28 protein-coding genes are annotated in these 23,788 nt (G+C 63.0%); 7 read left to right on the top strand and 21 right to left on the bottom strand.

Annotation, left to right across the window (positions count from 1 at the left end):
- Positions 1-29 precede the first annotated feature (29 nt).
- From KPL74_01950 to KPL74_01880, 15 genes are all read right to left on the bottom strand, one after another.
- The gene (locus KPL74_01950; protein QWT20784.1) at positions 30-428 is read right to left on the bottom strand and encodes a hypothetical protein; all 399 of its coding nucleotides are present in this window, start codon (positions 426-428) and stop codon (positions 30-32) included.
- Complete coding sequence (locus KPL74_01945) at positions 425-3,166, bottom strand: relaxase domain-containing protein (GenBank protein ID QWT20783.1); 2,742 nt, start codon at positions 3,164-3,166, stop codon at positions 425-427. The genes KPL74_01950 and KPL74_01945 overlap by 4 nt, the downstream gene beginning before the upstream one ends.
- The gene (locus KPL74_01940) at positions 3,160-3,546 is read right to left on the bottom strand and encodes a hypothetical protein (GenBank protein QWT20782.1); all 387 of its coding nucleotides are present in this window, start codon (positions 3,544-3,546) and stop codon (positions 3,160-3,162) included. The genes KPL74_01945 and KPL74_01940 overlap by 7 nt, the downstream gene beginning before the upstream one ends.
- Positions 3,546-3,974, bottom strand: a complete 429-nt coding sequence (locus KPL74_01935) for a hypothetical protein (GenBank protein ID QWT20781.1) — start codon at positions 3,972-3,974, stop codon at positions 3,546-3,548. Before KPL74_01935 ends, KPL74_01940 begins: the two co-directional genes overlap by 1 nt.
- Positions 3,975-4,044: 70 nt before the next feature.
- The gene (locus KPL74_01930) at positions 4,045-5,856 is read right to left on the bottom strand and encodes a type IV secretion system DNA-binding domain-containing protein (GenBank protein ID QWT20780.1); all 1,812 of its coding nucleotides are present in this window, start codon (positions 5,854-5,856) and stop codon (positions 4,045-4,047) included.
- A 40-nt stretch (positions 5,857-5,896) separates the two neighbouring features.
- Positions 5,897-6,187: a hypothetical protein gene (locus KPL74_01925; GenBank protein ID QWT20779.1), complete on the bottom strand. Its 291-nt coding sequence runs from the start codon at positions 6,185-6,187 to the stop codon at positions 5,897-5,899.
- Positions 6,184-7,389: a DUF1738 domain-containing protein gene (locus tag KPL74_01920; protein QWT20778.1), complete on the bottom strand. Its 1,206-nt coding sequence runs from the start codon at positions 7,387-7,389 to the stop codon at positions 6,184-6,186. The genes KPL74_01925 and KPL74_01920 overlap by 4 nt, the downstream gene beginning before the upstream one ends.
- A complete protein-coding gene (locus KPL74_01915) occupies positions 7,379-7,525 on the bottom strand; it encodes a hypothetical protein (GenBank protein QWT20777.1) in 147 nt (48 codons plus the stop codon). Before KPL74_01915 ends, KPL74_01920 begins: the two co-directional genes overlap by 11 nt.
- 39 nt (positions 7,526-7,564) lie before the next feature.
- Positions 7,565-8,128 carry a murein L,D-transpeptidase catalytic domain family protein gene (locus tag KPL74_01910; GenBank protein ID QWT20776.1) on the bottom strand — a complete coding sequence of 188 codons (564 nt, stop codon included), beginning with the start codon at positions 8,126-8,128 and terminating at the stop codon, positions 7,565-7,567.
- Complete coding sequence (locus tag KPL74_01905) at positions 8,125-8,886, bottom strand: hypothetical protein (GenBank protein ID QWT20775.1); 762 nt, start codon at positions 8,884-8,886, stop codon at positions 8,125-8,127. Before KPL74_01905 ends, KPL74_01910 begins: the two co-directional genes overlap by 4 nt.
- The gene (locus KPL74_01900; protein QWT20774.1) at positions 8,883-11,546 is read right to left on the bottom strand and encodes a type IV secretory system conjugative DNA transfer family protein; all 2,664 of its coding nucleotides are present in this window, start codon (positions 11,544-11,546) and stop codon (positions 8,883-8,885) included. The genes KPL74_01905 and KPL74_01900 overlap by 4 nt, the downstream gene beginning before the upstream one ends.
- Positions 11,547-11,550: 4 nt before the next feature.
- Positions 11,551-11,874, bottom strand: coding sequence for a hypothetical protein (locus KPL74_01895; protein ID QWT20773.1), 324 nt, complete (start codon positions 11,872-11,874; stop codon positions 11,551-11,553).
- A 596-nt stretch (positions 11,875-12,470) separates the two neighbouring features.
- Positions 12,471-13,037, bottom strand: a complete 567-nt coding sequence (locus KPL74_01890; protein QWT20772.1) for a hypothetical protein — start codon at positions 13,035-13,037, stop codon at positions 12,471-12,473.
- Between the two features lie 3 nt (positions 13,038-13,040).
- A complete protein-coding gene (locus KPL74_01885; GenBank protein QWT20771.1) occupies positions 13,041-13,742 on the bottom strand; it encodes a hypothetical protein in 702 nt (233 codons plus the stop codon).
- 50 nt (positions 13,743-13,792) lie between these two features.
- Positions 13,793-14,203 (bottom strand): ribbon-helix-helix protein, CopG family, encoded by a 411-nt coding sequence (locus tag KPL74_01880; protein QWT20770.1) that lies wholly within the window; start codon positions 14,201-14,203, stop codon positions 13,793-13,795.
- Positions 14,204-15,534: 1,331 nt separating this feature from the next.
- On the opposite strand from KPL74_01880, the gene KPL74_01875 reads away from it, so the two are divergent.
- The 4 genes from KPL74_01875 (at position 15,535) to KPL74_01860 (ending at position 16,820) form a co-directional block, all read left to right on the top strand.
- Positions 15,535-15,804: a hypothetical protein gene (locus tag KPL74_01875; protein ID QWT20769.1), complete on the top strand. Its 270-nt coding sequence runs from the start codon at positions 15,535-15,537 to the stop codon at positions 15,802-15,804.
- A gap of 4 nt (positions 15,805-15,808) precedes the next feature.
- Positions 15,809-16,186: a hypothetical protein gene (locus KPL74_01870; GenBank protein ID QWT20768.1), complete on the top strand. Its 378-nt coding sequence runs from the start codon at positions 15,809-15,811 to the stop codon at positions 16,184-16,186.
- A gap of 104 nt (positions 16,187-16,290) precedes the next feature.
- The gene (locus tag KPL74_01865; protein QWT20767.1) at positions 16,291-16,455 is read left to right on the top strand and encodes a DUF3606 domain-containing protein; all 165 of its coding nucleotides are present in this window, start codon (positions 16,291-16,293) and stop codon (positions 16,453-16,455) included.
- Positions 16,456-16,556: 101 nt separating this feature from the next.
- A complete protein-coding gene (locus KPL74_01860; protein ID QWT20766.1) occupies positions 16,557-16,820 on the top strand; it encodes a hypothetical protein in 264 nt (87 codons plus the stop codon).
- 259 nt (positions 16,821-17,079) lie between these two features.
- Here the strand turns inward: KPL74_01860 and KPL74_01855 are convergent, their stop codons facing one another.
- Positions 17,080-17,235 (bottom strand): hypothetical protein, encoded by a 156-nt coding sequence (locus KPL74_01855; GenBank protein ID QWT20765.1) that lies wholly within the window; start codon positions 17,233-17,235, stop codon positions 17,080-17,082.
- Positions 17,236-17,594: 359 nt separating this feature from the next.
- On the opposite strand from KPL74_01855, the gene KPL74_01850 reads away from it, so the two are divergent.
- Positions 17,595-18,551, top strand: a complete 957-nt coding sequence (locus KPL74_01850) for a SpoIIE family protein phosphatase (GenBank protein ID QWT20764.1) — start codon at positions 17,595-17,597, stop codon at positions 18,549-18,551.
- Positions 18,552-18,567: 16 nt separating this feature from the next.
- Here the strand turns inward: KPL74_01850 and KPL74_01845 are convergent, their stop codons facing one another.
- From KPL74_01845 to KPL74_01825, 5 genes are all read right to left on the bottom strand, one after another.
- Complete coding sequence (locus KPL74_01845) at positions 18,568-19,149, bottom strand: urea carboxylase-associated family protein (protein QWT20763.1); 582 nt, start codon at positions 19,147-19,149, stop codon at positions 18,568-18,570.
- Positions 19,146-19,808, bottom strand: a complete 663-nt coding sequence (locus KPL74_01840; GenBank protein ID QWT20762.1) for a YqcI/YcgG family protein — start codon at positions 19,806-19,808, stop codon at positions 19,146-19,148. Before KPL74_01840 ends, KPL74_01845 begins: the two co-directional genes overlap by 4 nt.
- Positions 19,809-19,968: 160 nt before the next feature.
- Positions 19,969-20,652 carry an EAL domain-containing protein gene (locus KPL74_01835; protein ID QWT20761.1) on the bottom strand — a complete coding sequence of 228 codons (684 nt, stop codon included), beginning with the start codon at positions 20,650-20,652 and terminating at the stop codon, positions 19,969-19,971.
- Between the two features lie 144 nt (positions 20,653-20,796).
- Positions 20,797-21,048, bottom strand: a complete 252-nt coding sequence (locus KPL74_01830) for a hypothetical protein (protein QWT20760.1) — start codon at positions 21,046-21,048, stop codon at positions 20,797-20,799.
- Between the two features lie 529 nt (positions 21,049-21,577).
- Positions 21,578-21,817, bottom strand: coding sequence for a hypothetical protein (locus KPL74_01825; protein ID QWT20759.1), 240 nt, complete (start codon positions 21,815-21,817; stop codon positions 21,578-21,580).
- Positions 21,818-22,011: 194 nt separating this feature from the next.
- Here KPL74_01825 and KPL74_01820 point away from each other — a divergent pair, with 194 nt between their 5' ends.
- A complete protein-coding gene (locus KPL74_01820) occupies positions 22,012-22,299 on the top strand; it encodes a hypothetical protein (GenBank protein QWT20758.1) in 288 nt (95 codons plus the stop codon).
- A gap of 142 nt (positions 22,300-22,441) precedes the next feature.
- Complete coding sequence (locus KPL74_01815) at positions 22,442-23,725, top strand: divalent metal cation transporter (GenBank protein QWT20757.1); 1,284 nt, start codon at positions 22,442-22,444, stop codon at positions 23,723-23,725.
- Positions 23,726-23,788 lie beyond the last annotated feature (63 nt).

Here is a 23,788-nt window from a genome sequence, read left to right as displayed (position 1 = left end):
CCCTTTTTCCGAAACTCGATTTTTTTAGCTCACTTTGTCAAGCGCGCCTTCTTTTCGGCCTGCATCGCCTGGCGCGCGCGGTGTACCGCCGGCCACCCCGTGCGCTCTGCCACGGCGGTCCACGTCAGGCCTGCGCGGCGGAAGGCCATCGCGGTTTGCGTCTCCAGCGCTTTCGCCAGTCGCAAGGCCTGCCGGTCAGCCTGGCGTTCCTCATGGGCTTTTTGTGCTTCAACGAGGGCTTGATGCCGGCGGCTCTTGCCTGCACGCACGAGCCGCCCGGCAACGCCGGGACTCGTCTCCAGTTCTTCTCCAATCTCCGCGAAGCCATGGCCGCCTCGGTGGAGCGCAGCGGCCCTCCCCTGTCGCTCGATGCGGCCATGGCTCATGGCAGCGGCCAGCGCCGAGCGCGTGATGTGGGTGGTTTTCATACGGTGACTCCCCTCTGTTGATTTTTGAGTTTTGGTTTTTGCTCCTTCTCGCCAAAAAAGCGTTGGGAAATGGCGGCGGCGTTCTGCTTGAAACGGTCGAGGTGCGCGGAAAAGCCCTGCATAAAGGGCCGGCGCTGGCTCTGCGAGACACCTTCTTCCAGGGCGTTGGCCTTGTGACTCTGGCGGCCCAGGCTGCTGGAAAAACCTGCCTCGGCTTCCTTGTCGAGGAAAACGGCCAGTCTGTGTTTTGCACGCGTCGCAGCCACCAGGCCCAGGTGCTGGTCGGTCGGCGTACCGAGCCAGAATGCGGAATGGCTGGTCTGCCCCTGCGCGCCGAATGCCGTCATCGCGTAGGCGTAGGCGAACTGGTCATGCTGGAGAGAATCAAAGGTAAATTCCCGGGCCTTCCCGTTGGTCGCGTCGTCATCCATCCGGACCGTGATGTCCAGACCACCGGTGGCATTTCGGCGAATGCGCTGGATGGTCGCATCCTCATTCTTGGCCGCCCTGTCGTCCACCTTTGCTTTGAACCGGATGCGGTCGCCCACCGCCAGGGCCAACCGCTGCTGGCCGCCGGACCTGGTAATGGTGTCGGCGTGGAAGTCCACGGCGCTAAGTTCGCCCCGGGCTTTCAAGCCTTGCCGGATACCCCGTGCAATCTCATCGACGTCGGCGTTTGTCGCGGCAATGGCGAGTTTTTCGGACGTCTTTTCAGGCGATGACAAGAAGGCATCCACCAGACCCGCGACGGCTTTCTTCCCATCGTCAAACCGGTGGACGGCGCCCATGTCGTCCATGCGCTTCATCAAGGCCTTGCCGAGCGTGTTGGCTTGGCTCGCCGTGCGTTCGCCCTTCTTCTGCTCTGCGCCCTCGTAGAAATGATTGGCGAGGTCCAGGCCTTCGGTCGTCTTCTGTCGCGTGATTTTTTCGAGCTGTGCATAGCCGTGTTTTTCGATGAGGGCGCGGAATGGGCTGCCCTGGTCGACGGAGGCCAGCTGAAGGGGGTCCCCTATCAAAATCACCTTGCCACCGGCCTTCAAATAAGCCCGCTGCACCACGTCAAACGACCGGGTGCCGAGCAGGCTGGCCTCATCAATCATCAGGACAGATTTTGCGTCGGGCATCCAGTCGGGGTCTTTCTTTTCGATGCGCTTTGCGAGGGCGGCCAGGGCGATGCCTTCCACACCGGATTCCTTTTGGAGTTTCTTGGCAGCCTTCCAGCTTGTCGCCGCCCCGAAAACCGTCATCCCCTCGCCTTTCCAGACCTCAACGCAGGCTTCGCTGCTCGTGGTCTTTCCAGTGCCCGCGCGACCCACGACCAGTGCGATGCCACCGGTGGCATGGGCGGTGTGCTCAACCATGGCCCGCTGCTCGGGCGTGAGGCGAAAGGTTGAATTTGTTTCCTCCGATTTCCGGGCCTCGAACGCAGCAAGGCCGGCCTGGACGCGGTCCATCGGAACGCTGTGGCGGGTGTCCTTTGCAGCCTCTGCTGCCATGGTCAACACACCCTTTTCCCGGGCGACGGTCTCACTGTTCGCATACCGGGTCTCCCGGTGTTTGAGCGTCGGACGGCTGGACCACTGTGACGCCGGCCCCGGTTGTCGTTCCGGTTTGATGTGGTGGATGTCGGCTCTGGCGGCAAGGGCCTTTTCATCGGAAAGGACGGTGTCTATCCCCTTCCCCACGCTGTTTTTTGCCAGGGCTTCGAGCAACGCCGGGCGGGAGATGACGGCCTCGGTCTCGTGCAGCTTGTCGATGACGTCGGCCATGTCGGTGGTCCGAGAAATGCCCTTATGGGCTTTCAGGGTGTCGGTCGTCGGCACCATCCCTGGATGCTTTGCGCGGAGCTCACCCAGGGATTTCTTCCACTCGGCGGTGAGCTCCGAGAACGTCGGTTCGTCCTTGTTTTTCCGGGTTGCCAGCGCACCGTTCCGGGCGTGGGGATGGGCCTTCTGATACTCCTCCACTTCCTTGGCCCGGGTCGAGAAATGGTCCCGCAAGGTTTTCGAGATGCCCGAGATTTCGAAGGCATCTTTCCCGTCGGCTTCGCCGAGCCCATCGAAGCCCAACGTGTGTTCAATGCCGTAGCCCAAGCCTTCGAGGTTCCGGGCGAGCTCGGTCCGGTACAGTGCACCGAGGGCCTTTTGGTACCGGAAAATCTCGTTGGTTTCGACACAGCACAGCTGGCCGTCCTCGCCCCTTGCGACGTTGTAGAGCAGGGTATGCGTGTGGAGCTGCGGCTCAAGATTGCGATTGGAAAAATGGTAGTGCGTGCTTGCCACAACGCCTTGGGTCGCAATCGAATCGATGCCGGCGTGGCCGCGCCGTGCGCGCAGCAATTCCTCCTTTTCGATGAACCCCAGAACGGAAGCCACCGCCGCGCGTTGGGCGCCCAGGATGGCATCGCGCTCTTCGGGCGAGGCCACCGCATATGCCAGACTGACTGACTTGGGCGCCGAAAAGGTTGCGTCCGCGCCAATGGCCCTGGTGTCCTTGCCTGCGCTTGGAACAAGAGCCTTCCTGCGCGAACTGTGCGGGTCAAACCCTTCGGCCAGACGCTCCATCTGCTCGGCGGTAGGCACACCGGAAAGGCCGAGGTCGGCCGCGCCCTGGCCTTCCCATGAAGAAGCGGATTGGACGGCGTCGTCTTTGTCCCGGTAATACTCCGTCGCCTGGAGGTAGGCCACGACGTTACCGCCCTTCTTGCCGCCTTTCGTCAGTCGGGTCAGTGTCAGCATGAGCTCACCCCCGCGACGCTGGCGAGCCGGATGCGGTAATACAGGCCGAGGGCGTCCGAGCGCCGGACAAGGGCAGAGATGTCCGTCCGCCCGAGCCGGCCATCCTCCCCCTCACAGCGGGAAAGGATATGTGCACGGCAAAAGGGCGAAGGCCACGGGCGGGCGACAACGCCTGTTGCTGCATTGACCACGGCCACCGAGCGCATTCCGGCCCTGCCACGGCGGGAGCGGACAAGGCCGAGTCGGTCGATGAAATGCAGGACGTCCCGGACGACCTCTTCATGCCGGTGCGATGCAATGGCAAACGGGCCAACAGGCGCTGAAAAACAAAGCACGGTCCGGATGGGGCCGGCGCCCGAGAGCGTGTTGATGTGCAGCATCAAAGCCTCCTCGCCGGAGCCGTGCTGGCAGGCATGGGCAAGGTTGCAAGCCGGCTGCGGTCGATGACGGATTGCACGGTCCGGGCCGCAGCGGGCGGAAGTTGCGCGATGGCGTCATCGGACCAGCCCATGGCCTCGCTGTAGGGGGTCAGGGCGAGGATGGCGGGCGTGTTGTCAGAGACACAGGCCTGGAGAAGCGCCATCGTGGCGGATTCAGGGGTCACCACTCCGGGGATGGCAACCAGCGCCGACATCAACTCTTCCGCCACACCCTCCCCCTTCTCGGCCACGTCATAGAGGAGGAACTGGAGATAAGTGCCAAACTCGACCGGCTCGAACCCGGCGGCGATGGACGGGATGTCATCAACACGGCCATCGTGGACGGCCATCATCAACTCGACGATTCGGATGGAAAGGGGGTTCTGCATAATAGGGGGCTCCTGCGCATGAAAGAGAGAAAAAGGGGTCTCTCTATCGATAACAGAGAACGGGACTCCGTCAAGGGGCCCTCTCTCCTCTTTTCAGCCTCTGGAGGGCGTCGGCGAGGGCTTCCCCACCCAGCCGGCGTGCAACGTCCCCGGCGAGCTCTGGGGGTGCTTCCCGGGCCGGGACCTGCACGCGGGGCGGGATGACCAACACCCCCTTTTCAGACTCCGGCAGCGTCCAGAACGCGGGCACCTGGCCCGGTCGGCGAGAGGGCAGGATTTGGTGCGGCCAGAGCAATTCGAGATAGTCCCGGCCCGTGGTCACCATGGCCTTTACGCCCTGGAATTTGCCGCGCTCAAAGACCGGCCCGAGGGTCGAGAGGTCTTCCCCGGTCAACACGGGCTCTTCCTGTACGCTCACCGAGGACGACCCCGCCACGCCATCTTTGAAGCCACCCGAAGTGGTGATGGATGTGACTGCGACTCGCCTTTTTCCTGCGTTCTGGATGAGGGTTTCCCGGGTCTGTCCCGGCATCACGCGGCAGAGGATTTGTGTCCCGACCATCGCCGACAGCGCGCTGGCAATGTTCTGGCCGTACCGTTCGATGAGCTGAGCCTGGTCCTGCAAGCAGGCGATGATGGAAATCCCCTTGCTGCGCCCTTTATCAATCAGGCTGGGGAGGACATCGATGCGGCGGATGGAGGTCAGCTCATCGAGCACGAAAAACAGATGTCGCCCGCTTTCATTGTCGGGCAGGCGGGGCGAGAGGATTTCCCCGGCGCACACCGCCATCATCGCGCCGATGTACGTGGCCGTCAGGTCAGCATCCACACCGGCCTGGACGATGAGCTGGCGGGGGCCCCTGTAGTCGTCGGCAACCCAACGGGTCAGCGCAATGGAGCGCTTTTTCACCGGCTGCGGCCACGCTGCCGCAAGCTTGTCGATGTTGGCGGTGTAGGCGGCCAGAGTCCCAAGGACGCTGGACGTTGCTGAGCTATCCGGGTCGGAAATCAGGCTCTCGGCTTTGCGGTGATGCTGAGACATGAGCGCAGCAAACGCGCCCTGTGAAAGGCTCAGGCGGTCGCGGAGGTCCGCCCATCCCCATGTGCCCGGCTTATCCGATTGCAACGACAGGATGCAACCCTCAAGGAGCATCTGTGCTGCGACAGACCAGAACTTCCCCTGCCCTTCCTCGACGGGAATGAACGCCTGCGCCAAGGCAGCCGCCTGGACGGACGTCTGGCAGTCGGCAGCGATGTGCCAAATCAGACTGCGCTCATCAAACGGGGACAGGATGGCGGCGGTCGGAAAAGCGGCGGTGAAATCCCCCTTGACGTCATAAATCAGGGCCCGGTGCCGCCCACTGAAAATCTGCCGGACGATGTGCAGCAGGATTTGTGTTTTTCCGCTGCCGACACCGCCAGTGATGAGGACATGTTTCTTCCACTGCGACGCGGGCCACAGTGCGGCTGGATGGAGGGACAGCAGCGCACTGGGTTGGCTCACGCCCATCCGTCTTGCCTCACGCTGAAAAGCCCTGACGGCCTCCCTTCCTCCGATGACTCGTTGTCCGTCGATGTGACGCACCCCAAAGCGGGGTTTGAGCATGGAGGGGAAGACAAGGACGGCAGGGACAAAAGCCAAAAACGGCAGGGCCATCCCGATGTGCCACGCGGGCGCAGAGCGCACGACGTGGGGCAGGCAGAGATGGCCGAGGGCGTGGATGGCGTCGAACAATTGCGCGCGCGTCCAGGGGCCGCACAGGGCGGTCATGACAACCAGGCTCAGGGCCGTGAGCAGCCCGGTGGCGGTAAACGCCTTGCCCCACCGGCGGACACCGGTGGTCGGTGGCACCTCGGGCAACGGGCCCATGAAGTGGTCCACGACGTCCACCGGGCGTGTTGGCGCGGGGCGGGCATTTTTTTCAAAGAGCCGTCTTCCCACGGAACAGGCCCTTGAGCTGGATGAGCAGGAGGCGCCTGCGGGCCCGGCGACAAAGGGGGTGAACCCGTACCCAGAGGGTTTCCTGATTGGCCTCGAAGGCCGTCAGCGCAGCATCTTCGAGCAGGGCCCGGAACCAGGCACGCTCCCTAGGCGGGAGCCGGTCGAGGGCCGAATGGCTCAGCGGTCGGGCAGGCTCACCGGAGAACACGGCGTCCCTTTCCCTACGCTGGGTGTCGATGATGAGCAGCTGGATGTCATGGGCCAGGTTCATGCGCGTGCCCTCCCCTGTTCTTGCTTGAGGGTTCGGCTTTGTGTCTGCGGCCGTGCAGGGGGTGGTGGTGTTTCCATGTCAGCGGTGGGGGAAGGCGTACCCATGCGCCGCGCGTGCGCTTCCTCGACGGCCGCGAGCAGGTGACTAATTTGGTGTCCCGGGTCCTTCTGCAATGCTTCGAACCCCGCCGCGCGCGTCATGAGGTCCTTGGCCGCCTGCCAGTCGCCGGCTTCGAGCAGGTCAGCCGAGCTCAGCAACAGGTCCCGGGCGATGCCCTCATCTTCCGCGATAGACCAATGAATGTTGTTGGCGAGGCGTTCGACGTCAGCGGCCAACATGGTGTTGTCGCGGAACCAGGTGCGCTCCCGCTCCATGACAAACGCCCGGGCTTTTGAGGCGGCGGATGCTGCGCGGAAGATTTCGCGTGGGTCGTTTTGCAGGAGCTCAATCCAATGGCCCACATAGGCCGCGTGTGCGGAACCGTCGTGCCCGACGCCGAGCTCCGCACCGGTCATGAGCGATGCAATCTCTGCAACGAGCTCTTCGCGGGCGTATTCGACTGAGCCAAAAGAGCCCGACATGTCGCGCTTCAACCGGTCAGGGTGACCGGTCCAGTGGCCGAGCTCATGGAGCAAGGTTTCCGAGTATTTCTCCAGACTCGGAAATGCACTTTGTGCCGGCATGTGGATGGTGTCGGCAGAGGGCCGGTAATAGGCATTTCGCCCGCCGTGGTGAACCGTTGCCCCGCAGTCCGCGACCAATGCCTGGAGGCGAGAACTGGCGACCCAAACAGGTGCCGTGCGCGCTGCTTCCATCGGCGGGATGCCGTCGATTTGCTCACCGTTGAAGACGTAGAAAATCCGGGCTGTCCATGACTTCCGGAGTTCCTTTTCCCCGGCGTCGTTGGTGGTTTCCCGCTCCGTGCTCTTCCAGAACTGGATGGGCGTGGCCCGCTCGCCCTTTCTTACGTGCCAACCAGCTGCCTTGATTTGGTTGAAGGTCGCCCATTGGGGGTTGGTGCGCCCCTGGCTCATCAGTTGGATGACGTTTCCACCTGAGTAGCGCACACCCGTGACGGCATTGACCGGAAGAATTGATGCCAGCTCTCCGCCTTTCCATGGCTTTTGCCATGGCGCAACGCCGGCTTTCAGCTGTTCGATGAGACGGCCGGCCACCTCCTTTTCATAATCACTATTTTGCATCGGATGGCCCCTCCCCCTCGTCCAGGTCGTCTTCGGACACGGCCGTCTCGACAAAAGCCCCATGTGCGTCGGCAATGTCGTCCTGGGTCTTGGGGGACTGAAAGACGGAAAGCCATTTCTTCATTTCGTTTTTCATGCTGTGATTCCTCTGATGTGTGTGGTGTATGGTGTTGGGTTATGCCGAGCACGTCGGCGCGGGCGCACTGGGTCCGTCAATCCAGAGCGCGGTGTTGTCCATGCCGCCCGACGTGACGGCCTCGAAGTCCTCGGGCATGAGCGCCGGGCATCCGAGCGAACGCCCGCCGGCTGCAACGTAGGGCGCGGGATGGAGCACCACGGCGCGGGCATAAGCCGTGGCATTCGTCGGGGAGAGGCCGGCAAGGTGGTAACTCTGGCCGTGCTTGCCGGTGTATGAACGGCCTACGGCATACAGGCCCAGCGACGTTTTCCCGCTGCTTGCTTCATCACCAAACGCCACCGGTGTTCCCGTGTGGTTCGGGTCACTCCCCCGGCCGTGGGCAACAAAGGTTTCCCGGATGAGCACGGGACGGAGCCCCGACAAATCAAAAGCCCAAAGCCGCTTTTGGGAAGACGATTGCGACATGTCTGCAACGAGCAGTTTTTTTGGACGTGTGCTCATGCATGAGCTTGCCTCCGCTGCACGTTCGAGCACCGGCATGGGCGCGGCCGGGGCCGCTCCATGAAGGGCCAGCGCAAGCACCAGGGCGGCACCGCTCATGCACCACCCCCCGTGCCCAACGCACGTCTCTTCTGGAGCCGCTCACCGAGCCCTGCAGCAATGTCCAGAGGGCGGTCGAGCGCGTTGGCCGTCGTCATCTTCACCCCGTCAGTGGCGATGGCTGGGCGCGGGTCCGGAAACGTGGCGGGCATCGCAGCCTGGGGTCCCGGACGGAACCACTCCCCCTCCATCGTCAGCTTGAGGAAGGAGAGATGTTCCTGGCGGCTGCGGGCAAAATGGATGTCCGTTTGCTGTTGGTGTGCCTGGTCTTCATGCGTCAACTCCCGGCCATCGCGGAGCATCCATGCCGCCTGCTCTGCGGGTGTGGCCGGATGGGCACCGAGGTCACGGGTGGGGTCGGCAATGGGATGGCCCTGCGCGCGGTCGTATTCGAGGAGCTTTCCGAAACTGCCGGCAAACGTCGTTTCCGATGCGGCGTCCCGTGCCTCGAAGAACTGCCGGGCGGCCTTTTCCGCGTCGAGGGTAAGGCGGGCACGCTCTGCATCCTGCGGCCGGGCCTTTTGCTCGGACTCGAAACGCAGGTTGTCATGGCGGACCCGGATTGCCTCCTTTTCACTGGGGGTTTCGCTGGCATGGGGCAGCTGGAATCCGTAATCCCCACACCGGGGAAAGGTGTCTTTGAGGGCCTCCTCTTTCGGCGTCATGATGGGTTGGGCCTCGGCGTAGCGTGCCGCCCAGAATTCGAGAAGCTGGCGGCGTTCAGACGGGCTCTTGATGTTGGAAAAAATGCTGGTCATGCGGCCTCCTGGTTGGCGTGGGGGTTGTGGTCGGGATGCTGGGGATTCGTCGGGTCGAGCAGTTCATCGGGGACCTTGGCGAGGAAAGGACAATCCACGAAGTCGTGGGCTTTCTCGCCACCGCGCAAGGTCTGCACCAGCGCGCGGCCCGTGCCCAAAATGTCGTGCCAATCGGTTGAGCTGACCCAGGCTTCCTGTTTTTTGACCAGCGTCGATACCAACGGAATCTTCGAGAAAACGACGGAATTCAGCAGCCCGTCCTGGACCTGCCCATGGCGCTGCAAATGGAGTTGGGTATCAAGTTTTTGCATCTCGAAGCCACCACCCCCGGCACGCACGACGGCGGAGAATCGGTCGTGGTCGGGATGCGTTGCATCGAAGATGGGCGAGCTTGCTGCAAGCCTTGCCGTCCGCTGGAGAGACAAGGTCTGGACGGGGTCGGACCAGTGCATGACTTCGCCCTGGCCGATGGCATCGCGGGCATCTTCAAACGTGGCAATGGAGTTGGGGTTTGCGAACCAGATGCGCGTCTGGAAATTACCCAGCAGTGCGCGGGCCGACTCCTCGCCGATGGAGTCGAAAAGGATGTCCAGGGTTTGCGTCGCAAAGACCAGGATGCCACCCCAGCTGCGGCACTTGCTCGAAAATTCCAAATCGTCCGGGGATAGGAGAACATGGGCCTCGTCTTCGAGGATGGCGACCTTGGTGGCCGTGACGTCGCGCTCCTGCCAGTCGTTCGGACGGCGTTTCATGACGGCCGTGACACGACCTTTTACGAGCGCCGAATAAATCCGCCCGGCCGTGCTGAACCGCTCCGGTGGCAAGTCAAGGCCGGTCCGCGCACCATGGCAAACCGACTCCGGCTGGAACCCACCCGTTTCGCTCTTCGTCCACTTGAGCAGCGCGCGGGATGCAAACATCGGCGCAATCCAAACCGCCAGGTTTGCATCAATGCCCGTCCTGGTTTCCGACGCCAATGCCCCGTGGCTCTGGACGTCCTGAAAAGCGTTTTCCAGGTCGGCCCGCTCGGCTTCCATTGCCTCGGCGAGGACTGCATCAAAGAAACCAGAGCGCTGTTGAAAAGCCGGATGGTTGGCTTTGATAAATTCGATGTAGTCCGCTGCCGGCTTTTCGATGGGCTTGCCCTCTTGTTCCGACCAGATACCCAAGGCTTTCGTGATGCGGCGGAGACAGTCCGGCGTGATGAACCATTTCCGGACTGAAACGAGCTCATTCGAGAAATTGCTGATGGATGCACGCAGTTCTTGCTCAGCGTCACGCATTGCAAAGAGAAGCTTTACGGAAACGGTCAGAAGTCCCACGGCAGACTTGATGAAGAAGTCACTGCTGCCACCACCGGATTTGGACGTCCGGACCACATTGGCGTCGAGGATGGCCGTGCAAATCGCATCGACGTCCAGGCCTTCAAAAGGCGACAGCTGGACGTGTTCATCGATGGCCGTAAACCCGCGCGTGCCCCTGAACTCCCCGGCCAGCAACTGTTTGCCGTCGAGCACGAGCAGGCCGCCCCCGTTCTTCTGCATGTAATCGCATGCCCACGGCGTGAGAAAACTCGCAGTCTTGCCGCCTCCGGTGCGGCCCAGGACGAAGATGTGCTGCTGTGCCGCCTTGCCACTGATGACCGCCGGGAATCCCTTCGGGATGGCGTGGGGGGAACCACGTTCCGCGAGGATGCCGAGGCTTTTGCCAAACTCGAACGTGGGACTGGTGTCGGCGACGGCGGTCTGGATTTGCCGGGTTTTTGCCGCTCGAAGCTTGTCAAAGCTCTTGTGGAGGGTGTGGTTGGAGCCAGCCCCGTAGGTCATGCCCTGGTGCAGGAGCTTCATCGCGAGGGACCGGCGATACCGGTATACATAACGCCACGGTCCGAGCGCGATGCCGGCAAGGTAGGGAATGGCAAGAGCCAGGGGGGAGAGCGTGTGTCGGGCAAGCCAGCCACCGGTAAGCCCTGAAAAGGCAAGCAGGGCCGCGATGATGGAAGCCCCGGTGAAGAGGGTCACGGTCAGGGAGACGCTCTGACAAGTTTCCATCTTGTGCCCCTTCGGCGCTTGGAGCAGACACAGGATCGCCGTCCATGCCGCGACCGCAACACCGACCATTGCCATGCCGCCGGCCCATTGCCAAACGCCTGGAAGAAGGTGGGCCGGAAGGAAGCGAGCAGCGAGAGGGAAGAGCCCTCCGGACAGGAGTTGGCTCACAATCACGGGAGCGGCATAAGCAACAGCCCAGCCTTCCACTGCATCGGCCTTGGTCGGGAGCGCAAACGACAGCGAGGCCCCGGCAACAATGGAAGCAACAGCCAGCAGCACAGCGAGGAAGGTCAGCCCGCTGAAATGCAGGGCGAAGCCCGTGAGGACAGCGAGCACGGGCAGAAGAGCAAACAGCAATGGGACGGAAGGGGAAGCGAAACCCCGGAAGAAGTCTTCCTGATGCAGCAGTCCGGCGACCGGACGGCCGTCGGAGGAAATCTGCCAATCAGGACGGTCCACCATGAGGTCAGCGACGCGCGCACGGTCTTCGGGGGACAGGTCGAGCTCGGCCGGGTTGGGGACGTCGGGGCGGGTGGACGCCAGGCGCGTCACAGAGATGGCGTCGGCGAGCAGGGAGGGAATCGAAATGAGGGAAGAGAGAATGCACATTGGCTCAGCCCTCCAGTCCGAAGATGAAGCCTTGGGCAAAGGCGACGATGGTCACCGTGGCAGCGGCCACGGTGATGGCGGCCCCGCTGGCATCAAAGAGCCCGGCCCTGAACCGGTTGAACGTCACGATTGCTCGCTGGCCGTCTGGCTTGTCGAGCATTTCGCGGGTCGCATACGCACGGTCTTCCATGGCACCAAACATCCACTGCTGCGACTGCTTGGGGTTCTTCTCATCAAAGACCCAATCCGTGCCGAGGTCGCCGAAGCAAACCCGGGCAAGCCAGGTCCAAAGGCCGGTAGTCAGGAAGAAAACGAAACGGTTGAACATTGAGGGACTCCTTTTGGTTGTGTGGGGAGGTGGACACCACCGCCAAAGGGAGAGGCATCCTTAAACATCAAAGTGACTTTTCTCTATCTGTCAAGCCCCTCTTCCGGTCTTTTTTGCAAAGTCGTCGAGGGCATGGGATTGCGGGCCGTAGATGTCGTTGACGCCCCCACTCTTCTGGCCGGGCTGGACGTCTTTGCGGGGGAAGCGGGCATTGGCGCCCTGGGGAGTGGGCGACGCTGCTGGAGGCCGTCGCGTCGGCGCCGGAGGCTTCGCGGGGGCGGCTGCCCTCTCGGGTTCCGCCTTGGGGGAAGGGGCAACCGCTGGCAGTGGGGGCGGCATCAATGCCAGGAGCACGGGCGGCGTCACCACGGTGGCGGGCTCCGCTGGCACTGCCGATGGTCGGGGAGCCGGCGCAGCCACGAGCACAGGGACAGGGGTCACGACCTGCGGAGGCGCCGGGGTGGGCCGGGTCTGAGCGACGCGCCGGAGGTAATCGTCCTGGGTGACAGACAAGGGAGGGTGCGAGGGCCACAGACGAAAGAAGAGGAAGCCGGCAAGCGCGGCAACAAGGCCTAGAGCATGGAAAAGGCGCGTGGTCATGACTGGCCCTCCTCGCTCGGGAGATGCACGAACTGCCCGCCTTCGAGCCGGTCAGGCGCGCCCCGGTCGGTGAAGTGGAGGGGTGGGCCGCAATCGAGGCACACCGTTGCCGTCCTGCCCTCGGCATGGACACCAACCAGGACGACGGTCCGGGAGCCTGGCTCACGCGCGCCCGCGTGCGCGTATGTGTAAGAGAGACGACATGACCACTGCTGTGCCCCATCCCCTGCCCGGTCGTCGGTCACCTCCCGGTGGCAGGACCCGACACGGACATCCGCCACCCCTTCGAGGGCATCGGCGGTTGATGTCCGACTGGCCGTGGCGACGGCGTTGAGGATGGCAGCGTCCGTGGGGACATCAGACGTGAGCCGCACGGCGAAGAAGCCGAGTCCGGTGACAACGCCAAGGACAAGGGTGATGAGGTGGAGGTGGCCGCCGAGCCATGCGCCAAGGCCACGGAAGGGGGAAGGCCCCCTTGGCCGCTTCACCGGGCCAGAGGCCGGCACCGGGGACGGCGATGCCGCCCGCTGCCCTCCGTTGCTGTAAAGGTCCGAGAGGGCCATGGCTCAGTGCCCTCCCTTGGCCGGCGACCACGTTCCAGTCCGCGCATCGAACGCCGGGGCGGACGCCGCAGGGGCGACGCTAGGGACCGGGGAGAGCTCAACCGAGGGCGCAGCGGCAGGGCGGTCAACGATGCGAGCGCTGCCGGCGACGGGAGCGAGCACCGACCGCAACCATGCGCGGTCCTGTGCACTGCCGGCCACGGTCATCGTGATGGCCTGGCCGGTGGAGTCTGCCCCGGCAATGCGTCCGGCCTTTTCCAGAAGTACCCGGGTCGCGCTGCCATGGCTGGCGGTGTCTTTGGCATCGAGCGGGAGGACCAGGCGTTCCAACGCGGGCTCCGGCGCCTTGCTGTCGGCCGGGGTAACGTCCCGGGTCGTGACGACGGGGGCCAAGCCCTGGGCCTTTGCGTCGGCTTCGAGGGCGCGGGCTTCTTTCAGCTGAGCGCGATACGAGACGACGCCTGCCGTCACACCACCGGCGGCACAACCGCCCGCGCCCCACTTCAAAGCCGAGGAAATCCCCCCGCCCTTGATGAGGCCGATGGCCGAGCCGGCCACGGCACCAAGGGCACAGCCTTTCAAGGCCGCGCCCTTGGTGGTTGCAGAGACGGGTGGATGGGAGGGGTCGGCGCCGGGCATCGACGCGCAGCCGGCGAAGAAGATGGAGAGAAGGGAGATGAACAAAATACGGAAAACGTGGGACATGGGGGACTCCTGTGGGTGGGGGAAGGGATAGAGCGGAGGAGGAAGCGGCGTCAGTCGGGCACCTCCTTCCCTGGCGTCCACCGGGTGGAAGGCGGCGCGGGGCGTGAGGGAGAGACCGTGGAGGGGGCGGCCATGAGCCCGTCGAGGCGGGCCATGAGCGAATCGAGGGCGCCGGCCTGCTGGACAGCAATCGCGGACATCTGCTCGATGACGGCGCGCGTGTCGTCTTCCACATCGCGCGCGCTCGCGCGCATGGCTTCCGACGCAGAGGCCGCGAGCTGTGTGGAGAAGAGCTCGAACCTGTCGAGCTGGGACGACTCGATGAGATGAGCCAGAAGCGCCGCCTTGGCGACGGCACCAAGGGATCGGCCGGATGACTTCGCCCGCGCTTGCAGTGCGGCGAGCTCGGAAGAGTCGAGCCGGAGAGAGACAGTATGGAGAGGGTTCTTTTTTGCGTTCATGAACCACACTCCCAGAAAGTCGGCGACTGTCAAGGGGGTGAAGCAAAAAAAGTTTCTGATTCGCGGGTAAGCTTTGAAGGCTGCCGCTTTGCTCGTGATGCAGGGAGGAATTTGCTTCACACGCCCGCCCGCCGTGCTTCAAAGAAAATGCCTTGGAATATGCCGTTTTGAGCGCTGCTTGACGCCTTGCGGTGCTTCACCAACGGTGCGTGAGGTCTATGACTCTAAGGGCGACTGCCGGCCGCGTTTCGCTTCGGCTTGCCGCGCCTTTGCCCGGAGCCGCGCTGTTGGCTTTAGCCCCTCGCCGATTTCTTTTCGGCTCTTTCCCTGCGCTTGACAGTGTCCCTTTCCCCGGCAAGCTGGACTCATCTTCCCCGCCCAAGGACACCGATGAGCCAGCCGAACCCGCAACCTTCCCCCGACCAATGGCATGACTTCTTTCGCGCGTGTGCAACCCGCCCCGTTTCAGCCGGCGCCCGGATGCGACAAGAGACGGAGGCCGCTTGGCGACTGAGGGGGGAATGGTGTGAGCTCTGTGGCGTGAGCTTGGCCCGCAAAGAGCTGGTGGTTGCTCCGGTCATACCGGCCGCCCTCGGCGGACATGCCGGATTCGGGAACGGGATGAATTGCTGCCGGCCTTGTGCCGACCACTGCCGCTATATCGACGCTCTGCCCGTGATTGAATCTGCGCCTGCCGAATTCAGGGAGCGGCTCATGGAGCGGCGGACGGCCGCCCTTTCCGGGTCGCTGAATGAGCCAACGCCGGCCGGGTTGAACCGGGCCGGGCGGGAGGAAGTGCTGGCCCGGCGGTGGAATTACCCCCGCACCGTCGTGCATATCGACGCAGGGGCGGGCCTCGTGGGCTTCCAGCGAGCGTTCACGCCCGCCCCTTTGTTGGGGGCGCTGTGCATGGTCATCCGTGCGACGGGAGCCGTGCTTGCGGTGAGAGAGGAACGCAGATGGCTCGGAATCTCGACTTCGCCGGAAGCATGGCTAGGGGTCACCCGACCACTCATCGACAGCAATGCGATACTGAAGCCCATCCGGTCTCTCACAGAACCGGACACGGACATCTTGGGCCCTCACCCCACCCGCCAATGAGCTCCCGGCGCTCCTTCCCGTTGACACCGAAGGCCTCGGTTCGTTGAGATGCGCTGGCCGTCACCCAGCTCGCGGTCGCCTCTTGTTGTCAGTCAATTATGTCGTCCCGCAAGCCAGAGAGTGGAAACCCATGTCGACCGGCAGCGGAAATCAGCGACACATCCGGATTGCGCGGGTTGCCCCTTGAGGACGCGGGGGAGTAAGGTCGAGGATTGCCTCCGGGACAGCCGATGCCCAGTACCGACCATTACCCGGCCACCACCGGGCTCCTGGAAGACGGTGCGGCCCTTGGGGAAGCGCTGGTGGCCGGCGACCTTCAGGAAGGTCGGTTCCGCGCCCGGCTCATTGCCGGCGCCGCCCTGTCGCTGAATCTCGTGACAGTGAGGGCAGCGGCGGGGGCTGTGATTCATTACTTGGGTGCCGGAGACCAGCTGCCCCTTCCAGGCTATGCGGCAGCCGTCCTCGCCCTGTCCGGGGCCTTGCTGGAAATCCCGGGGTGACCGCATGACCCGAGAGCCCCTTGCCGTTGTCATTGAGCCCCGGTCATCCCTTGCCGGCACCATAGCCGAGGTCCTGCGCCACCGGGGATACGAGACCGTGACCGCTTCGACCCACGCCAGCGCCGCTGGCCTCGTCGAGCACCTCGCCCACGTCGACTTCCTCGCAGCTGCCGTACCAGCCCCCGGCGAGGACCGGACGGGTGCCTATCTTGAGAAAGCGAGGGAGAAAAACCCGGGCATGGCTATCGTCATCATGCTGTCGGACCCCGACGAGCGGGCGGAAGACGCACCACCGGACGTAGTGCGCATCATCAAGCCCTTCGGTCTGGAGGTACTGGAGTCTGCCATCGACCTCGCCAGGGGCAAGGCCGGCCACGGCTGAGCCAGCGGTCATTCACACCCATCATCGGGCGGTTGAAGTCTTTTCGATGAAGTTTTGACGTCCACCCCGGCAACGTCCCCCTGTCTCGTGATGTTGGAACTGGCGTGCAAGACGACGACCTTCCCCGCAAAACACACATCGATGCAGCCGACCCCCAGGATGTGGCCCTGTGGGCTTTGGTGCTCGACGTGACACCGTCCACCATTCTTGCGGCGGTGGCCGAGGTCGGTCCGGAAGCATCGGCAGTGCAATCGCACCTCAAAGGCTGACATCGGACGACGGCCTCGGGCGACGGCTGAAATTATCAGGCAGCAATCACCGGTCCCCTTCTACATGGCGTAAGCTCATCCATTGCCCAATGGATGCCGCCATGTCTTCCACAGCACGCATCCCCGTCCCGTCCAGCGGTCTTGCCAAGGGCATCACGGCCACAGCCAAGGCAGCCATGGACGGAGACCTCGACGGTGCACGACTCTGCCTCGCCCATGTCCGGGAATTGACAACGAAGGAAAGCCTGGCCGTCATTGACGCGAGGGCCCGTGCCCTTGCCGCTGTCCTCGGCCCCGTGGGCTCAAGACCTGCCCCCGGGTTGGGCCAGGCCATCGTGGACCTGGTCAACTCGGCGAGCGCCTGAGCGACACCCGGCAGGCCTCTTGCTTTTCGGGAGATGCAGGCTCGATGAACCGGCTGCCTGCGCCTCGCTTCGCCCAAGACCCAAGGTCGCCCATATTGTCCATGCCTCCGTGCTCGGAGGCCCGATTACCCCACTCACCGGGAAATCAGGGGTTCCGACGGAAGAGCATCGCACTTGCGCTGGAAAGCCCGTTCCGGCCCGTCAAACTCTCCAGCGCTGCCATGCGCCGGATGTTTCAACGAGAGTCGGCGGTGATGGCTCAGCGGACGCCTTCATCCCGCTTTGAGGCGTCGTCCATCTTCTCTTCGCCGTCCTCGATTTGCTTGTCACGCTTGTCCTGGGCAGGCTTGTCTTTGTTCGCAACATAATTGAGGTTGCGGTCGCCCGATTGCGGCTTGTGGTCCTGGTCTGCCATGGTGTCCTCCAGTGTCAGCCGTGGTCTTCGTCGTTGTGGGTTTGCTGCGGCGATTCTTCTTTTTCAGGCTTTTTCTCGACGTGGTTGCCGGTGCCCTTGTCGTAGTCATGCGGTGTGGGGGACTTGTCGGTGTCGGTCTGCTCGTTCATGCATAGGTCCTCGTTTGGGAGCTCCAACGCTCCTCCCAATGCTGTAACGGAACGGGAAACCTGTGTGAACGGACGCATGCACCTGTCGGCGCCGCCGCCCGCATGCCGGTGTTCGCGAGGCTATCCATTGGAAAAATCGTGGATGCGGAGTGATTGCAAGCCCAACGCCCGTACGCGTTTTTTTTGCGTCGGAATGGGATAACGTGCGGCATGTTTTTTTCGACCACCCGCCAAAATCAATCCATTGCCCTGCAGACGTCAGGCGACACCGGCCGTCTGGTGACGGCTGTCGAAAGCCTCCGGGCAGGCCCTGTGATGCACGGTGCTGTCGCCGCTGCCCGCCAGCTGTTTGGTGAGGGGGATTCGTCGGGCTCGGTTTCCCTGCGGCCCCTTCACGGAGGCGGTATTGAGATGACTGCCCTTCTCACGGGCGCAGTCCCTGACGCCCCGCTGCCCATCCTGGACGGCACCTCCGTCATCACGGACCGCTGGACCGACAGCGAGGGCACCTGCGTGCTTGTCCGCGTCCTGCCTGAAAGCGGGAGTCCCGACTTACCCTTGGGCGCAGTCGAATGTGCTTTGGGAGGCGACGTCTTTTCCGGGGATGCATGGGCGCTGGTCGCTGACAACGATGCAGTGACCCTGTTCGTCGTCGATGGCCTGGGGCATGGGCCGGTGGCCGATATCGCCGCCCGGGCAGCCCTTCAAGCCGTCGCGACCTTCACACCTTCGGAGCCCGCTGACGACATGCGGGTTCTCCACTCGGCGCTGGGAGGGACTGTCGGGGCGGTTGCCGGCATTGCGCGGTTCGATTCCGCCCAAATGCGGGTGTCCTTCTGTGGACTTGGCAACATCAGCGCAACCGTGGTTCACGATGGCCGCCGCAATGGCCTCGCGTCGTTCCCAGGTGTTGCCGGGCGAGGCGCTCCAATCTTCCGCACCTACCGGAACGTTGTTGGCGAAGGCACCCATTTGGTCATGCACACCGACGGCCTGCGCCCGAATTGGAATCCTGCAACGTATCCGGGCCTTTTTGACCGCCACCCAGGCGTGATTGCAGGCGTCCTGTTCCGCGACCAGTACCACGGTTCAGACGATGCGCTCATTGCCGTTCTGCCGCTGACCGCCAACGCGCACGCGACCCTGGTTCGGGGGTCAAAGGGGTGAAGCACAACCGCGCGAATCAGTCGATTTGGTAGTGAATCGGTTTGAATTTGAAGTTGTTCGACAGGCCGGCTGAACAGGCGGTCAGCCCGACAATCAAATCCATGTGCGCCTTGAACCGCGTCTTGTCGCCGGGCTTGCTCAAAGGTGGCTCGACGGTGAAGGTTCCGGTTTGACCATCGACGGGCACGTTCATGAAGACGTTGAAAGCGGTCGGAATCTGGTCACCGTTGATGCCATGCGGGGCAAGCGCAGCACGGAGATTGCCAAAGCAGCCACGATGGGGCTCTGCGTGGCCATAGAGCTTCTGGAACATTTCAGCCGAACACGGGGCAAGGAGAAAGTCATGCCGCCCCACGTCGTCCTCCATGATTTCGAGCATGACGTTGCTGCGGTTCGAGTAAAGCAAATCACCGGTGGACAGGTAAATCTTGCTCGCATAATCAAGCGTACGACCTGATGAGAGGACCTCACCTATGTTCGCCCCACCGAAGGCGATGAGGTCTGCGACCTGCTGACCTTCCGGGTCAATGACCGTCAGCGTTTGGCCTTTCTTCAACAGGAATGCCACGCCGCTTTGTGGCTGAATCACCTCCGTCACTGCTTGCTCCCATGGGGTTTGAACGGGCACTCCCAGTTTCCCTCAATGTGCCGCCCGCTGTATTGCAACGCTTCGGAGCTCTGTCCATGGACGGCAAGCATCGGATTCGCTGACCCGTTGAGTTCGATGTCCCGGGCGATGATGGCTTCCCTTAGACGGTCATAGCGGCCCTGCTCCCGCAGATATTCAAACTGTGCGTGGAGGTTGAACACCATCGCTGGGTGCGCGAGCCGCCGGGCGGCACGGCTCGCGCCCGGGTGCAGGCCGATGACATAGAAACTCTTGCCGCCCACGCTCATCGAAAACTGGTCCGACTTGGGGTCAGGGCTGACCGTGTTATCCCATGCAAAACGGGCCCGGTCGGCCTCATGGATGCCTTGCAGCCGGGCAAACAAATGCTGCTCGAACTCAATTTCGGTGAGCATCGGTGACCGGGGGAAATGCACGACGAGACTGTGGAAGACATGGTCGGGTTTTCGACGCGTTGCAAAGGCCTCGATGGCCTCGGCGAGGATGCGGTCATCTTTGCCGCAACGGATATCACACGCCTCAACATGGGTAACCTGGTCCCTGGCATGAGCGGTCTTTGCTGCAAGGCAGGGGAAGTGCTGGCTGGCCAGGTGAGCGGAGAAAACATCAGTGACGTCTTGAACCGACATGGGAAAACCCGGTACGAGTGGACGCTTAGGGTTGCCGGATTGCCGTGAACCCCAGGGACCTTCCCTGTGAGTCGTCACATACCTATGTCGCAGGGCCCTCCCCTGCCGAACACATGCGGTTCACCCGGCTTCCGGATGGCGCGGTTACGCTCGGACAAACTCAGCGATGGAACTCAGGAACGACGGCGGGACCGGTCGAGGGGCGGGCAAAGTGGTAGCCCTGTTGGAGCACCACGCCTATATCCAAGAGGGCAGTCGACTCCCCGGATGTTTCCACCCCTTCGCCGATGACACGCACACCGAGGTCTGCGCAGAGCCTTGTCATGTGGGCGACGATGCGCTGGCGGGTCCGGTCGCCATCGATGCCACGGATGAGCCCGATATCGAGCTTGAGCAGGTCGGGCTGGAAGTCCGCCAACAGGTTCAAACCCGCATAGCCGGCGCCAAAGTCGTCGATGGCGGTCAAAAAGCCGCGTGCGCGGTAAGTGCGCAGGATGTTGAGCAGATGCGCGGGTTCGGTAATCGCCTCGTGCTCGGTGACTTCAAAGATGATATTGGACAACGGCCAGCCGACGCGCTCAGCAGCTGCAAGGGTTGCCCTCAGGCAGTGGTCGGGGTTGTAGACGGCATTCGGCATGAAGTTGATTGAAAGCAAGGCCGGGAGCCCGGACTCGACGGCGCATTCGAGCGCCCGCACGCGGCACGCCTGGTCGAACGCGTATTGGTTGTCAGCGCTCACGGACCCCAGCACGTCCTGGGCGGAGGCCCCGTCGGAACCGCGAACAAGTGCTTCATGAGCGAAGACCGTTCGGGCGGTTACATCGACAATGGGCTGGAAGGCCATGGTGATGGACTTTCCAAACGCATCCCCATCGCGGCACGCGCCACATGCAACCGGTTTTCCCATCGTCCCTTCCCCGTCATCGAATCTGTAACGGCCAACACCCCTCAGACTAAACAGGCGCGCGCTTTCTCCTGTGAAGACATATCACCCCGTGAGCAACCCAACCAGCTCATTGGCCTGGTCTTCCGACAGCGCCACACCCTCGACAGTAAACGCTACAGGGTGGCCCGTTGAAACGTTCCACAACGTCGTCGGCCCGGACGAGGTCAGGTCTCCCCGGACCCTGTCGAACAGACCGAGGTCACCGCCCTCGACCATGCCCAGGGTCAGCCCCTCCCAGTGCTCGATGAGAGCGCAACCGAGCGCTGGGTGGTACCAGACTACCGCGCCATCCATGGGCGAGCTCCACGGCCCAATCCGTTCACCGTTGCCATCCCGCATCGGGGTCCTGCTCGCCCACCTGGTCCGGGCCTGGCTCTTCCGGAAATTCCCGCGAGCCCGGCTCCGGCTGGCCGGGATCCGTGTCCGGCTGGTTGGGACCCGGGTTAGGCTGCAGGGGTATCTCGCCAGGATTTTCGTGGGCGCGCAGGTCAAAGACGGGGTTTCTGGGGTCAATGGACATGGTGTGCTCCTGATGGAGCCCCATTTCTGCCCATCGGACGTGAGGACGCCGGAGCCGGCGGGTCAGGATGGCGTGATTGCCTGGGAAGGGGCGCTGTCGCCCTGCCCCTCGCCTGTCGAGGGATGAGTCCCGAATGCGAAGCGGCAGTTCGACGTATTACCGATACCGCAGCCTGCGACAGCAGGAGCAGAGGGGGCTTCCGGTCGGGCCTCGGTGGAGGGGTCGCCATGCCTGGTGGTCGAGAAAGCACGGGCCGCATTGCAGCGGACCAGGAGAAGCACGATAAAGCCCTCCCGCCGTCCCTCAGGCAATGGTGTCCGGGGCCGCCTCGTCGAGCCAGCCGCGCGGCCTGTTCATCGCCCACTCCACGTCACGGGCCAGCCGGTCACCGATGGGCGCCCCATCGACCAGGCGGGCAAACTCATCGGGCGAAATGCCGAGCAGGCGGGCGCGGACTTCTCCGCAGCGAATCCCGTCTCCTTTGAGTTCATTGAGAAGAAGACGGAGGTTTTTCCGCCGGACCCGCTGCAGTTCGTCAATCATCGCGGCCCTCCCCTGTCCCAAGGCCAGCCTCTTTATCGGCAAACTCGGCGCCGCACTCAAGAGGGGATGTCCTCACAGACGTGAAGGCATCCCGAATCGTCACGGCCATCTTCGGCACGCTCCCGAACACACCGCCCTGATGGTCCGGACACACGGTGGCCGATATGCACAGGCATTGCCTTGCGGACGATGCCATGACCCTGACCGACCATCTCCTGAGCCCGGAACCCCTTGGTTGGATGGCCTCGCTCATCCTCCTCTCGACCATTGCCCGGCAAATCTGGCGCCAGGCGCACGCCCGAACGGTTGAAGCAGTGTCCAAGTGGCTGTTCATCGGCCAGATGACTGCGTCCCTGCTCTATCTCGTCTACAGCATCCTCGTGAAAAACCCGGTGTTCATCGCGAGCAATGCCGCGCTTTTACTCACCGGCATCACCGGCCAGGTCATCTATCTGCGTCGACGGCGGCGCACCCAGAACTGACAAAATCACCAAAGTCGATGGATGCCCAAACATCGCCGCCTTCGTCAATTTCTCGCGCAAAGGCATTGCCCGCAGCCGGGTCCCGAATCCTCACGCCGACCTGATTTTTCGAGGCCTATGGTGGGGAAAACAGGATGACGCCATGGCCGAACCAGCCCCAAACGAGACGTCCAAACCCACCGGCCTGCGTCGATTCCTCGGCGCGCTTGGCCCGGGCTTGACCACAGGTGCAGCCGACGATGACCCGTCGGGAGTGGCAACGTTTTCACTCGTCGGGGCGAAGTTCGGCACCCAGTTCTTGTGGACCGCGTTGTTGACCTGGCCCCTCATGGCCGTGGTGCAGATGATGTGCGCCAGGGTGGGCATGGTTACCGGGATGGGTCTTGGCGGTGCGCTGCGCGAACGCTTTCCCCGCTGGCTTGTCGGTGTCTCGGCAGTCGCCCTTCTCGGTGCCAACCTTTTGAACATCGCCGCCGACCTTGGCGGCATGGGCGATGCGATGGAAATGCTCCATGCCGGACCTGCCCTGCTGTGGGTTTGGGTCTACGGCATCGGCATCTGTGTCCTTGCCGTCCGGCTGCGGTACTACCAGCTTGCCAGCGTGTTGAAGTGGCTTGCCATGGTATTGCTCGCATACATTGTCACCGCCTTTCTGGTAAAGCCCCAATGGACCCAGGTCGCCCACGACACCTTTATTCCGACGTTGCCCCAGGGCAAAGAGGGCTGGAGTTCGCTGGTGGCATTGTTCGGCACCACCATCTCTCCGTTCCTCTTTTTCTGGCAGGCAAGTCAGGAAGTGGAAGAGGACAAAGCCAAGGGCCGGCGGCTTTTGTCCTCACGGCGCAACGCGACAAAACGGGAACTCGGTGACCGGAAACTCGATGTCTGGACCGGAACGTTCTTTTCGAATCTGGTCATGTTTTTCATCATCCTCACCGCCGCCTTTACCTTGCACACGCATGGTAAAACGGTCGAAACGGTCAAGGATGCCGCGAGTGCCCTCCAGCCCCTGGCGGGCGACTATGCTTTCCTGCTGTTTACCGGAGGCCTAGTGGGCGCAGGGCTGCTTGCGATTCCGACACTGGCGGGGTCGGCGGCCTACGCGTTCGCCGAAACCTTTGACTGGGTGTGTGGCCTCGACAAGAAGCTGAAAAAGGCGGTGTCTTTCTATGCGGTTTTTATCATCGCGACCATTGGCGGCGCGTTGTTCGATGTTTTTGACATCGACCCGGTCAAGACCCTGTTCTGGTCAGCCGTGGTCAACGGCATCCTCGCCCCCTTCCTGCTTGTCGGCCTGCTGCTGATTACGGGCAACCCCAAGCTCATGCAAGGGCAGCCAAGTCCGTTGTCGAACCGGGTCATTGTTGGCTTCACCGCCGCCCTCATGTTCGCCGGGCTCGGTGCCATGGTCTTTCTTGGCGGATAAAAAAAGGCCCGGGAGAACCGGGGCTGCGGCGGACCGCAAAATCAACCGGCGGCCCAAGGCCAC

Source organism: Bacillus sp. NP157 (assembly GCA_018889975.1).
GTDB lineage: Bacteria > Pseudomonadota > Gammaproteobacteria > Xanthomonadales > Rhodanobacteraceae > Luteibacter.
This window is presented reverse-complemented; position numbering and strand designations above follow the sequence as displayed.

Bases quoted from the DNA above. Each gene is read 5' to 3' on its own strand.
- KPL74_01950 (QWT20784.1), bottom strand. From the start codon at position 428: ATGAAAACCACCCACATCACGCGCTCGGCGCTGGCCGCTGCCATGAGC.
- KPL74_01945 (QWT20783.1), bottom strand. From the start codon at position 3,166: ATGCTGACACTGACCCGACTGACGAAAGGCGGCAAGAAGGGCGGTAAC.
- KPL74_01940 (QWT20782.1), bottom strand. From the start codon at position 3,546: ATGCTGCACATCAACACGCTCTCGGGCGCCGGCCCCATCCGGACCGTG.
- KPL74_01935 (QWT20781.1), bottom strand. From the start codon at position 3,974: ATGCAGAACCCCCTTTCCATCCGAATCGTCGAGTTGATGATGGCCGTC.
- KPL74_01925 (QWT20779.1), bottom strand. From the start codon at position 6,187: ATGAACCTGGCCCATGACATCCAGCTGCTCATCATCGACACCCAGCGT.
- KPL74_01920 (QWT20778.1), bottom strand. From the start codon at position 7,389: ATGCAAAATAGTGATTATGAAAAGGAGGTGGCCGGCCGTCTCATCGAA.
- KPL74_01915 (QWT20777.1), bottom strand. From the start codon at position 7,525: ATGAAAAACGAAATGAAGAAATGGCTTTCCGTCTTTCAGTCCCCCAAG.
- KPL74_01910 (QWT20776.1), bottom strand. From the start codon at position 8,128: ATGAGCGGTGCCGCCCTGGTGCTTGCGCTGGCCCTTCATGGAGCGGCC.
- KPL74_01905 (QWT20775.1), bottom strand. From the start codon at position 8,886: ATGACCAGCATTTTTTCCAACATCAAGAGCCCGTCTGAACGCCGCCAG.
- KPL74_01900 (QWT20774.1), bottom strand. From the start codon at position 11,546: ATGTGCATTCTCTCTTCCCTCATTTCGATTCCCTCCCTGCTCGCCGAC.
- KPL74_01895 (QWT20773.1), bottom strand. From the start codon at position 11,874: ATGTTCAACCGTTTCGTTTTCTTCCTGACTACCGGCCTTTGGACCTGG.
- KPL74_01890 (QWT20772.1), bottom strand. From the start codon at position 13,037: ATGGCCCTCTCGGACCTTTACAGCAACGGAGGGCAGCGGGCGGCATCG.
- KPL74_01885 (QWT20771.1), bottom strand. From the start codon at position 13,742: ATGTCCCACGTTTTCCGTATTTTGTTCATCTCCCTTCTCTCCATCTTC.
- KPL74_01880 (QWT20770.1), bottom strand. From the start codon at position 14,203: ATGAACGCAAAAAAGAACCCTCTCCATACTGTCTCTCTCCGGCTCGAC.
- KPL74_01875 (QWT20769.1), top strand. From the start codon at position 15,535: ATGCCCAGTACCGACCATTACCCGGCCACCACCGGGCTCCTGGAAGAC.
- KPL74_01870 (QWT20768.1), top strand. From the start codon at position 15,809: ATGACCCGAGAGCCCCTTGCCGTTGTCATTGAGCCCCGGTCATCCCTT.
- KPL74_01860 (QWT20766.1), top strand. From the start codon at position 16,557: ATGTCTTCCACAGCACGCATCCCCGTCCCGTCCAGCGGTCTTGCCAAG.
- KPL74_01855 (QWT20765.1), bottom strand. From the start codon at position 17,235: ATGGCAGACCAGGACCACAAGCCGCAATCGGGCGACCGCAACCTCAAT.
- KPL74_01850 (QWT20764.1), top strand. From the start codon at position 17,595: ATGTTTTTTTCGACCACCCGCCAAAATCAATCCATTGCCCTGCAGACG.
- KPL74_01840 (QWT20762.1), bottom strand. From the start codon at position 19,808: ATGTCGGTTCAAGACGTCACTGATGTTTTCTCCGCTCACCTGGCCAGC.
- KPL74_01835 (QWT20761.1), bottom strand. From the start codon at position 20,652: ATGGCCTTCCAGCCCATTGTCGATGTAACCGCCCGAACGGTCTTCGCT.
- KPL74_01830 (QWT20760.1), bottom strand. From the start codon at position 21,048: ATGGATGGCGCGGTAGTCTGGTACCACCCAGCGCTCGGTTGCGCTCTC.
- KPL74_01825 (QWT20759.1), bottom strand. From the start codon at position 21,817: ATGATTGACGAACTGCAGCGGGTCCGGCGGAAAAACCTCCGTCTTCTT.
- KPL74_01820 (QWT20758.1), top strand. From the start codon at position 22,012: ATGACCCTGACCGACCATCTCCTGAGCCCGGAACCCCTTGGTTGGATG.
- KPL74_01815 (QWT20757.1), top strand. From the start codon at position 22,442: ATGGCCGAACCAGCCCCAAACGAGACGTCCAAACCCACCGGCCTGCGT.